The organism is Microvirga splendida, assembly GCF_016427565.1.
Lineage (GTDB): Bacteria > Pseudomonadota > Alphaproteobacteria > Rhizobiales > Beijerinckiaceae > Microvirga > Microvirga splendida.
The window spans coordinates 1-10,966 of record NZ_JAELXT010000061.1 but is presented as its reverse complement, the minus strand read 5'-3'; the positions used below and the strand labels follow the sequence as shown (position 1 = coordinate 10,966).

Below are 10,966 nucleotides of genomic sequence, written 5' to 3'. Positions count from 1 at the left end.
GTTCGGGCTCACCGTGGCCAAAGGTCCGGCTCACGTTCCTCACCTCGTGCGGGCTGTCGAGGATCCGGACGAGCCAATTCCGGAGATTGCCCGTCCAGTCCTTCAAATGCTGGCTGACACGCTCCATCGGCTGGACGAACAAATTGCCCATCTGGACCGCGAGGTGGCCAAGCGAGCAATAGAGAACGATACGGCGCGGCGGCTGATGACCATTCCCGGCGTTGGTCCGGTCACCGCAGTGGCCTTGGCGACGCTTGCACCGCCAGCCGAGACGTTCAAGTGCGGGCGGGACTTTGCCGCCTGGGTGGGGCTCACGCCGCTGCAACATTCGACCGGCGGCAAGCAGAAGCTCGGCGCCACCTCCAAGATGGGCGAGCGAACCTTGCGCCGCCTGCTGATCATTGGAGCCAGTGCCGTTGTGCGCTGGGTGGCGCGCAACGGAGCTCCGGCAGGCTCGTGGATGGCGCGCATGATAGCACGCAAGCCACCGATGCTGGTGCGGGTGGCGCTGGCCAACAAGATGGCCCGCATCGTCTGGGCTCTGACAGCCAGAGGCGGGATCTATCAGGCTCCAGTCGCAGCAGCATAAGCCGTCGCGGCTGAGGGGCTGTTGGGACGTGGGAAGGTCAAAGGAGAGAGATGGCGCAACGGTCAATGAGACGGGATCAGGAAAACCAGCTTTGCGACGAGCGCCTTGAGCGCGTGGTTCCGAATTGGACCTGATCCGCGAACACCCATCCGGGCCCGCGGCGTATGAATGGCCGCAGTAGAGGCCGCACACATGTCAGCCCTGACCACGCGCTGCACCGACCCGAAGATTCTTCTTGCGTTTTGCCGGGCGTCCACACAGGTCGCAAACCTTAACCTAGGTCAAGCGAAGGCCGGACGAGGGTTCAGGTTAGGCAGCAACACGGAAGAGAGACGCGATGAAATCACTCTGGGCCTTCATGTCGTTCGCTCGTGCGATCGCCACCTGACGCTTGCGGATCATCGCCATGACCTCGTAGCCCGCAGTCGTCTGTGAGGCCGTCGTGAAGCTCTTGAAGCCCAGCCCAGGACGGATCAGCCGCTTGATGTGCCGGTGATCCTATTCAACAATGTTGTTTAAGAATGTCACCTGCCGGAGTTTAGCAAAGCGCCAGAGCTCGCCGGCACGTTTCATGGCCCTACTCGCGATAGGATAGGCGGCGTTCTTGCCGACCGTGACGGTTCGCGGATTGACCGTATGCGACTGCTTCAGCGCTTTACGGAGGAAGCGTCCGGCGGCAGCCGCATCCCGCTTGGGTGAGAGCAGAAAGTCGACGGTCTGCCCTCTCGCATCAACAGCACGCTAGAGGTACACCCGCTTCCCCTTCACTCTGATCTATGTTTCATCGACCCGCCAGGAGCTGTTCGTCTTACGAAGATGGGGACGGATGCGCTTCTCTAACTCCGGTGCATATTCTTGGATCCACCGGAATAGGCTCGTATGATCGACCTGAATACCTCGATCCGAGAGCATACGCTTGAGATCGCGGTAGCTGATCGGGAACTGCAGGTACCAGCGCACCGCCCACAGAATGATCTCCACCGTAAACTGCCGACCCTTGAACGGGTTCTTCTTGCCTGCTGTCACCACACACCCCTCCCAATGCTCTCACCGTCATAGCCCCGGGGACGGGAACATTCAAAGCTGCAACAGAGCCCTACCAACGACTTACTGTCACAACAGGTGCAAGCTGATTTCCAAGATCGACCCATGCCCTGCTGTTCGTTCCTTCACGTTTGATGAAAGCATAGCCGGTCCCTCGCCAGGGCAGGATGGCATTTCGCTTATTGTCGAGAATGAGGTCGCCACGGTCCGTCAGGACCACGAGCACAGCATGTCCCTGCCCCTGCTCGTCAATGACGGCTGCCATCCGCATGGCGCGGTGGGACAGACCCGCCTCGACCAGAAGCCTCCGTTTCAGAAGCTGGATGTCCTCGCAATCGCCAAGTCCATCATAGGGAAAGTCCCACCGGTCGAGAACACCCCAGTGATCCTGATCTGTTATGGCAAGGATTGATGCGTTTACGCGCTCATTCACCTTCTCAAGCGTGGTCCAAACCTGCCGGTTGAGCGAAATCCGCGCGGGCTGCGAGAGATCGACATGGCATTCGTGAGGGTGGCTTTCGCAGAACCTGATCCAGGCATGGGTTGGGCTTGCGGGTCCTAAGACTTGCATGGGGTCAGCCGGGAAAAAGCTCTCGGCAGAGGCAGAGCCTGCAAGTGCCGCAAACGCTATGCCAATCAACCCAGTCTTCAGAGCATTTCGTTTGATGCCGCCGCTCAGATCAAGACGGCTATAGAGGGCCTGATCATCATGATCCATGGCAAGGCTCCAGTCGCGGAGCCGATACGATGGGCAATTTTGGTAAACAGGGTCTTAATGCAATCCACACTCAGGGAGCGGCATAACCGACGCAGCCCATGGATAAGCAGCATAGAGATGGCGCAGAGAAAACCCGGCGCTTGGTAGCACCGGGTTTAGCAGGCAGCACATGTGCGGCTCTGGCCAATCCATACAAAGAGGATGAACTATGCAGCTTTCTTTGTCCGGCGTCTCTTAGCCGGTGCAGTCACTTCGTCGGACGTTGCAGCGGCCTTGGCGGCAGCCCGTTTCGGCTTTGCAGGAGCAGCATCATTGGCAGCAGCTTCCACCGGAGCCTTGCCCTTCCTGCGTTGCTGGCCGAGTCCTATGGTCTTGGCAAGCTCGGAACGCGCCTTGGCATAGTTGGGGGCGACCATCGGATAATCGGCAGGCAGGCTCCACTTGGCGCGGTACTGCTCGGGCGTCATGTCGTAGGTCGTGCGCAGGTGGCGCTTCAACGATTTGAACGACTTCCCATCTTCCAGGCAGATGATCGCGTCCGGGGTGACGGACTTCCGCACCGAAACCGCAGGCACCAACTCAGCCTTGGGCTCCTCCTTCTGACCCTGTGCGGTCTTCGTCAGGGCGGCATAGACCGAGTTGAGCAGTACCGGCAGGTCGGTGGCGGGAACGGAATTGTTGCTGACGTAGGCCGAGACGATATCAGCACAGAGTTCGATATAGTTTGGAGAGGTTGCGCTCTCGCTCATGATATTATTGTCCTTTTCCGCCCACAGAACTCGGTGGCGGATGATGTGAGTACATAACAGCGTTGATCATCATCAGGCGTTAACTGCGGAGTTCAGAAAAATACCTGCGATATGATCGGCACTTATTCTTTCGCGTCTCGCTTGGCAAGGGCAATATCCTTCACGTACTTGAGATGTCCAGTGACAGTGCCCCACAACTATAGATTTGAACCGGCTGAGGTCTGCACACCCATTGTCTGGGTACGTGCTAAAGTCCTTAGCACTCCAGCGCTCGACAGGAAGGCCACCTCGATCTCGCTGCTGGTGGTGATCGGCATCCGCGAGGATGGTCAGAAGGTGCTGCTGGCCGTCAAGAACATGGGCGGCGAGACCACGGCCGCCTAGCGTACGGTGCTCGACGATCTGGTCGCCCGCCAGCTGCGCCGGCCGGCCTTTGTCATCGTCGCTGGCGCGCCGGGCCTGGAGCAGGCTCTCGCGGTAGTGTGAGAGGGCGTTCCGCTGCAGCGCTGCACGGTACACAAGCACCGCAACCTGCTCGCTCATGCGCCCAAGCGTCTCTACGACGAGATCACGGCCGAGTACACCGACATGATCTATGCCGCCACAGTCGAGGAGGTTGAGGAGCGCCGCCAAGCCTTTCTGCGCAAGTGGTGGGTGCGCCACTGGGCGGTGGCCGACTGCCTAGAGGAAGCGAGGGAGGCGCTGTTTGCTTTCACGCAGCTGCCGCCCTCGCAGTGGAAGTCGGCCCGAACCACAAATGCAATCGAGCGGCGGCACGAGGAGTTCAAACGGCGGATCAAAACCCAGACGGTGCTGCCCTCGGATGCCACCGCCGCCATGCTGGTCTGGGCTCTGCTGGCGTCCGGTCAGATCACCATGCGCAGGGTCGACGGCTGGAAGACACTCACACAAGCATCAGAAACAAAGGAGACGATTGACCTCGCAGCCTGACCTAATACGATGTTCATGCTGGAGATCGCGCCACCCGAATTTCTACACAACCCGCAACGGCACCCGTGAAGCCAAATGATGCTCATGTCGATCTGGTACCCTTCTGAAACTGTTGCTTTCTCTGTTTTGCCCGACATACGCGGGCAGCATTCCTTTCTCATGGACGACACTTTGGTGAGCCGTACTCCTCTCCTTGCGTCGTTCTGCCTTGGAATGATGGCGCAGACACCCGGGTTCGGGGCATATGCAGGTGTCGCGGAGATCGCTTGTTTGCCTCAGGGGCCTGCGTTCTTGCTACGTACTTCGTTACCGTGTCATTAGGCACAGATCTTGCGCTGACCCCATTCCGCTGCTCGACACGCTGCCGGGTGTGTCCACGTGGGTGGTGGCTGCTCGCGGATATTACAGTCACAGCTTCCGCGAGCACATCTGGAGAATCGGTGCGAGGCCGGCAATCCCGGCCAAGTCTAATGAGGCGCCGGTCTCCTGTCCGGACTGGACCTATACCAACTGCACTGTCGTCGAGCGGCTCTGGGCTAGGCTCAAAGAACGGCGAGCGGGTTGCAACCCGCTGCGAGAAGACCGCCTCATCCTTCATGGACGTGCTCTGCCTCGCCGCAGCAATCGACTGGCTAAGCACTAACAGGCGTTAGCGTGATAACGCCCGAAGTAGCTACGGGCAATCTGTAGCGGGGAGGTACTGTTGCGTTAACCTCGGCAATGTAGTCCGGAGCGGCCAATCGAGGAGCCGTCCTGTTGTCTCTGTTCAAGCGCCGCCGCTTTCCCGTTGAGACCATCTTGCTGTGCGTGCGCTGGTACTGCATGTACGGGATCAGCTATCGGGATCTGGCCGAAATGATGCAGGAACGCGGTGTCGTCGTTGCCCCATCCACGATCTTTCGCTGGGTTCAGCGCTATGCTCCAGAGATTGAGAGGCGGATCCGCCAGTACCAGGGCTCCCGTTCCGGATCATGGCGCGTGGACGAGACCTACGTTCGCGTCGGGTGCAAGTGGAGATACTTGTTTCGCGCTGTCGACAAGTACGGTCGGTTGATCGCCCTCATGCTGTCCGACCGCCGTAATACCAACGCCGCCTATCGTTTCTTGCGCAAAGCTCTGAGGACGGTGAGCGAGTATCCTCCCTCATCCATCACGACCGACAAACTGGCTTCGTATCCGAAGGCAATCCAGCGCCTGCGGAAGGACGGCCTGCTGTCGAATAATGTTGAGCACCGGACATCGAAGTATTTGAATAACATCATTGAGCCCGACCATGGAGCACTCAAGCGCGTTATCCGGCCGACCCGCGGCTTCCAGAAGATGGCAACAGCCTCCGCCACCATCAAAGGCTTCGAGGTGATGCGGATGATCCGCCGCGGCCATTGCGGCCTGGCACAGCGTGACGTGACAGGCGAAATCCGCCTTGTAAACCAGCTCTTCGGCCTTGCGACCTGAGTGACCTATTCGACTGGATTCGTGTGCCCATTTGCAGGTTAATGCAACAAAGCCGGAATGGCGTGGAAGCCATCGAACGGTCTGGGATAGGGCACCAAGCTGGCTCGCTCCACCTCGAAGACCTGCCAGATCGTCCGGTCGCGGTGCTCGGGATGGGCATGCGTTTTGGCATAGGCGATGCACTGATCGAGCAACCAGGCATTCAGCTCGTCATAGTTCTTCACCCGCAGCCGTGGGGTAAAGAAGCGCTCACGCACGAGCCCGACCTGGTTCTCCACCTGACCCTTCTCCCAACCTGAGGCTGGCGTGCAGGCGACCGTCTCGACCAGGTAATGACCGCACATCTGGAGAAAGCGGCGGTTGTAGGCCCGCTCCTTGCCCGCAAAGATGGCGTCCACCGCCGTCTTCATGTTGTCGTAGATGCCGCGCCGGCAGGCGCCCTTGAAGAAGGCGAAAGCGCGGTCATGGGCATCGAACACCATCTCCTGGCTCTCACGAGGATAAGCTCGCACGAACATCATGCGCGAGTGGCAGAGCCGGACATGGGCGACTTTGACGGTGACCGGCATGCCGTTGAGCAGGATGACCTCATGGCTCCAGTCGAACTGATAGGCTTCGCCCGGCGCAAAGCTCAGGGGCACGAAGACGGCGGTCGCAGAGGTGGACTGTTCCCGGCGCCAGCTCCTGGCATAGCGGTGTACGGCGTCATAGCCACCCTCGTAGCCAAGCTCCCGTAGCTCCTCGAACAACCGGATCAGGGTCAGACGTTCCCGAGCGTGCTTGGCGTCGTTAAGCGCCAGCAGCCGATCCAGATCCTCTTTCCAAGGGCCGATCCGCGGTAGAGGCTGGCGTTCGCGCTCGTAGCGGAACTCGGTGGCTCCCGAGCGCAGAACCTTGCGGACGGTGTTGCGCGCGATGTGGAGCTCGCGGGCGATCTGCTTGATCGTCTTGCCGCGCACGAAGAACTCGCGCCGGATCCGTGCAATCGTGTCCACGCCCTTCATCCCCTGCCACCCATCCTGATCCAGGACAGGCAGTTTGCTCGCGTGACAGCCGCAGGGGTCAAATTTGGATGCCGATCCCCCGTCTCAGAGGGTCAACATTGCACGCCGAAACACACTTGGCACCGCCCAGCGCATTATGGCAGCGGTCGATCGCGAGCTTGTGGGCATCCAATCGGCAGCGCAGGCTCTCGCCACAGAAGGGAAGAGCCAGCTGCACACCGCTCCTTGCCGACAGCAGGAGAGGGGAGAGGGCAGGTCTGGAGCAGAGCAAATCTTTATACCTCAGTGCTTATGCAACCCTGTTAAGCCTTCTCGGAGGTTGGCGAAGTGTCCGTGGGAAGCGGTGAGCCGGCGATTACAGAGCCGGGATATCCGCGAAATGAATCCGGAAGACCGGTATCTGCTGATGTATTCCCTTCAGCTGGACCCTCTCCTGTTCCATGGCATAGGACGCCAAAATGTCTTTGACGCCAGGTGCGTTTAGAACTTCGCTCGTCAGACAGATCTCGTTTGCGTCTGACAAGCTCTGAACGCGGGCTGCGATGTTAACCGTTTGACCGAAGTAGTCGAGGCGCTCATTGAGCGTGACGGCGATGGCTGCCCCTCGGTGAAGGCCGATCTTGAGGATGACCTCGCGGTTCGGCGTTCGGCGGTTGAAAACTTCCATGTTTTGCAGCATCGCGAGCGAGGCTCGGACGGCATCGGTCGGTTCGGTGAAGGCCGCCATCACGGCATCGCCGATGGTTTTGATGATTGCGCCACCGTGCTGAACCGTGACCTCCCGCAGCAGCTCGAAGTGCTGCTGCACCAGCGACAGAGCGTTGAGATCGCCGATACGATTATAAAGGTCGGTCGAGCCTTTCAGGTCGGTGAAGAGCAGCGTGATATCCCGGACGCCAATCCCCTCGACTGCCCGGATTGCTTCCGAGCGGAACAGGTCCCGGAACGTCTGGGTTGCCAGCAGGCGACTGCCAGATAAATGGGTGACAAATTCGAGCCGCGGGATCTCCAGAATGGGCAGGGCCTCAGCAGGGATGGCGGAGATAGCGATAAAGCCTTGCTGCCCAGTCGCGTTCTCGATCTCGAAGGCAAGCCGGCCTGGCGCCACCGTTCCCTCAGACGGTTCGCACCGGTTGCCCAGAAAATGAATGTGGACGGTTTGGGATGAAATGGCCGGTGCGCCTCCAACCCGAAAGTCGAACCCAGCATCGCTGTCAGGCGACCAGGCATGCAGGAGCCCCTCCTGGACCGCGAGCTCAAGCCGGGTCGTTCCCGGAGGCAGGTAGCTGATGGCGGAGGTCCAGCCCTGCAGCGCCTTAACGAAGGGTGTCCCGTCGGGCAGCAGTCCCTCGTCCGTCAGCTTGTAGGCGAAAGCAAAATCCCGGGCCGGGAGATCCTCGGGCTTATGAAAGGCGATGGACCGGATCTGGGGCGAGACCGTGAAGGTAACGGCAATGTAGTCATCAAGCGCGGCCTCCAGATCAGCCCGGCACATGCCACAATGAAACTGGCTGCGAACGCCCTTGAGGCTGTGAAAGCTCTCGACCACACACGAACAGGCTGAGCAGAGCAGCAGCCAGTCCATCTCGAACAAGCCCAGGAATGCTCCGTGAAGAAACAGATCAACGGCTTCGGCCTCGGCGATGTTCTTCTCAGTGGCGAACCGGATCGGATTGATGCGGAACAAGGCGGCATCATCGGCCGATCGGATGTGGCTCTCCAGCTTGGAGATCACGCGCGGGCTCCAGGCACGAGCGGCCTCCAGGGCAGCGAGCCGTTCATCCAGGGCCTGCTCGTGCACCACTGCTTCCATCGCAGCCCTAACCTAGCCATAAGGTGTTAGTGGCCGTCTCCGCCGCTGCATCAGTGGCCGAGATCCCCTGTGATCATATCAGATGGCGAAGACTGAAGCGAGTATAAGGCTCCAGCGGGAAACCGTGCTGCAGACGACAGACATCATTTGCGGAGGCAGAGCTCTCGCGGTGACAAAGCCTGGACCGGCAATGACGACGGAAATTGATGCTATAGGGGGTGGGAACAAGAACTGTTCCCAAACGATGGGGTGGATGGCTCCCGCTCCCGACGGTGCCAAGATGAGCCCGTGTGTGGATGGCTCCCGCGTTGGGTCTGGTCGGTATCGCTCGTGCAGCAGCTGTCGAGTGCAGTCGTGTGTCCGGCCTGTTCATGCAGTCTCTTGTGACTGCTGGCCTTGAAGGGTTTCGCCGGACCAATCCCCTATCGTTTAAGCGGGCTGTCACGCCCGACACGCTAACCGGGTTCGGCTGGTCCTTGGCGATCGACCGTCTGCTACCTTCACTTACCTCCCGCGCCTCAACCTCGTGCGCCAGTCACCCAGCAGCCCATTCAGACCGCTCGAAGCACTGGCTTATCCTCATATTCACCGCCACGCATCATCACCGACCAGGCAATCCGTGCCATCTTGTTGGCCAGGGCGACCGCCACCACTTTCGGCGGCCGCCGCCGGAGCAGCCCTGCGATCCAGGGCGAGGGCTGGCTGCCTTCCCGCCTCAGATAGCGCAGCACCGATGTCGGGCCCAGGATCAGCAACTGGCGCAGGTACTTGTTGCCCTGCTTGCTGATCCGCCCGAGCCGCGTCTTCACGCCGGGTGAGTTTTGCTTGGGCACCAGTCTGAGCCAGGCCGCAAAGTGGCGTCCTGATCGGAACGCGCTGGGGTCGGGAATACTCGACGCCAGGGCCGAGGCGGTCACAAGACCAATGCCCGGGATTGTCTCAAGCTAGTTGGAGAGATCATTGGTGTAGTGCCAGTGCGCCAACTGCTTGCCGATCGTTCGCAGCCGCTCCTGAAGGTCAAACACGAGCCGGGCTAAGGTCTCCAGCACCACGCGGGCAAGATCGGGCAGGTCGAGAGGTTCGCCCCGGGCCAGAGCTCCCACCATCTTCGTGACCTGAGAGACCCCAGCCCCGGTTGCAATCCCGAGTTCGGCCAAGTGAGCACGGATCGCGTGCAGGAACATGGTACGTTGTTTCACCAGGAGAGCCCGGGAGCGGTGCAGCATCGCGGCAGACTGCTGCTCGGGCGATTTTACCGGCACGAAGCGCATAGTCGGGCGGGTCACGGCCTCACAGATTGCTTCCGCATCGGCAGCATCGTTCTTCTGGCGCTTCACATAAGGTTTTACATAGGCCGGTGGCATGAGCCGGACCTCATGGCCGAGAGCAGTGAGCTCGCGAGCCCAGTAGTGGACGGTCGCGCAGGCCTCCATGCCGATCAGGCAGGGCGGCAGGCCCGCAAAGAACTTCACAAGCTGGGGGCGCCGGACTTGCCGGAGGATGGCAACTCGGCCCTCGGCATCAACGGCATGGACCTGAAACACCGATTTGGCGAGGTCCAGACCAACTGTTGTGATATCTCCCATGTCTCTGCTCCCTCTCGTCCACCTTGAACGGCCTCATCTTGGCACCGTCGGGAGCGGGAGCCATCCACCCCATCGATCAGGAACACATCTTGCGCTGCCCCCAAGGACGAGATCGCCCGGCTCAAGAACCTGCCGCCGCGGCCGCCGTTCAAAGCCTCCGGCATGGAGAAAGCCACTCAGCCGCAGTCTACCAAGCCGGCCGGCCGCCCAGGCCGCGGCGCCAAACGGGATCGCGTGACCCGCGAGGTGACGCTGCGGGCTGAGGGGCTTCGTTGTAGTAACTCGGAAAGGACCTGCACTCATCAACGGTCGCTCGCTGAACAGTTCGAGCGGCTTGCCGCTAGAGTACCAAGCGGCTTCGCTACCGCCTTTTTGGCTCTATCCCGGAGTTGCGACAGAACCGGATCACCTAGCGGTCGAAATGCCTGCCCTTGCACATCACTCACCTCCGAAGCTTACTGGAGGCATAGACCGAACTAAGTTACCGATAAGTTTGCCACAGTTCCCTTACGTGTGCATCATCATTGGCTGATGAAGAACCCTGCATATGCGAGCAGGCCCAAGGCGATCAGTAACCCGCCCCATTGGCAGGCAACTCCCAACCTGTCATCGGATGTCGTCAGCGGACGAGCGACTAATTGCTCCTCCTCCTCCTCGTCATCCTCATCACTGTTCATAGCCACTCCCCAGCTCGGGAGATGAAAGATAACTTGCCGTCGTGATAGCTCCTGCCATCCAGGCGAGAGAAAGAAAACATAATTCAGACCCGCTGGTTGTGATCATGTATTGCGAGCATGGGACGCATGACGAAATTTCATGTCGATAGCTAGTCTGATTTGGTAGCAAGGTTGCCGGGCCCGCACCTGTCCTGCGGTGCCGTTCCCTTCAGAGGAGGATCCTCTGCAACTCGGGTCGCTGGAACAGCGGCCTTTTTCTTGTGCATGCCGACACCATCGGGAGGAGCTATGGGAGGCAAGAACGGCTTTGTTGCATTAACCTGCAAATGGGCACACGAATCCAGTCGAATAGGTCACTCAGGCCGCAGGGCCGAAGAGCT

6 protein-coding genes and 5 pseudogenes are annotated in these 10,966 nt (G+C 60.0%); 4 read left to right on the top strand and 7 right to left on the bottom strand.

Features of this window, described 5'->3' with window-relative positions; translation table 11 throughout:
- On the top strand, window positions 1-589 hold a 589-nt coding region (locus JAO75_RS24620), incomplete at its 5' end, for an IS110 family RNA-guided transposase (protein WP_199051842.1).
- Window positions 590-898: 309 nt separating this feature from the next.
- On the opposite strand, the pseudogene JAO75_RS24615 reads toward JAO75_RS24620, so the two are convergent.
- From JAO75_RS24615 to JAO75_RS24605, 3 genes and pseudogenes are all read right to left on the bottom strand, one after another.
- Window positions 899-1,615: pseudogene (locus tag JAO75_RS24615) on the bottom strand (IS6 family transposase).
- 70 nt (window positions 1,616-1,685) lie between these two features.
- Window positions 1,686-2,351 carry a transglutaminase-like cysteine peptidase gene (locus JAO75_RS24610; RefSeq protein ID WP_199051841.1) on the bottom strand — a complete coding sequence of 222 codons (666 nt, stop codon included), beginning with the start codon at window positions 2,349-2,351 and terminating at the stop codon, window positions 1,686-1,688.
- 206 nt (window positions 2,352-2,557) lie between these two features.
- Window positions 2,558-3,100, bottom strand: a complete 543-nt coding sequence (locus JAO75_RS24605) for a Ros/MucR family transcriptional regulator (protein ID WP_199051840.1) — start codon at window positions 3,098-3,100, stop codon at window positions 2,558-2,560.
- Between the two features lie 270 nt (window positions 3,101-3,370).
- On the opposite strand from JAO75_RS24605, the pseudogene JAO75_RS24600 reads away from it, so the two are divergent.
- The 3 genes and pseudogenes from JAO75_RS24600 to JAO75_RS24590 all read left to right on the top strand — a co-directional run.
- Window positions 3,371-4,051: pseudogene (locus tag JAO75_RS24600) on the top strand (IS256 family transposase); the annotation flags it as partial.
- A gap of 343 nt (window positions 4,052-4,394) precedes the next feature.
- Window positions 4,395-4,704 (top strand): annotated as a pseudogene (locus JAO75_RS24595) (transposase); the annotation flags it as partial.
- A gap of 103 nt (window positions 4,705-4,807) precedes the next feature.
- The gene (locus tag JAO75_RS24590) at window positions 4,808-5,506 is read left to right on the top strand and encodes an IS6 family transposase (protein WP_199051839.1); all 699 of its coding nucleotides are present in this window, start codon (window positions 4,808-4,810) and stop codon (window positions 5,504-5,506) included.
- Between the two features lie 50 nt (window positions 5,507-5,556).
- Here JAO75_RS24590 and istA read toward each other — a convergent pair.
- The 4 genes and pseudogenes from istA to JAO75_RS24570 form a co-directional block, all read right to left on the bottom strand.
- Window positions 5,557-6,510, bottom strand: a pseudogene (istA, locus tag JAO75_RS24585) (IS21 family transposase); the annotation flags it as partial.
- Window positions 6,511-6,865: 355 nt separating this feature from the next.
- The gene (locus JAO75_RS24580) at window positions 6,866-8,323 is read right to left on the bottom strand and encodes an adenylate/guanylate cyclase domain-containing protein (RefSeq protein ID WP_199051838.1); all 1,458 of its coding nucleotides are present in this window, start codon (window positions 8,321-8,323) and stop codon (window positions 6,866-6,868) included.
- Window positions 8,324-8,874: 551 nt separating this feature from the next.
- Window positions 8,875-9,909 (bottom strand): annotated as a pseudogene (locus JAO75_RS24575) (IS110 family RNA-guided transposase).
- Between the two features lie 521 nt (window positions 9,910-10,430).
- Window positions 10,431-10,586 (bottom strand): hypothetical protein, encoded by a 156-nt coding sequence (locus JAO75_RS24570; RefSeq protein WP_199051837.1) that lies wholly within the window; start codon window positions 10,584-10,586, stop codon window positions 10,431-10,433.
- Window positions 10,587-10,966 lie beyond the last annotated feature (380 nt).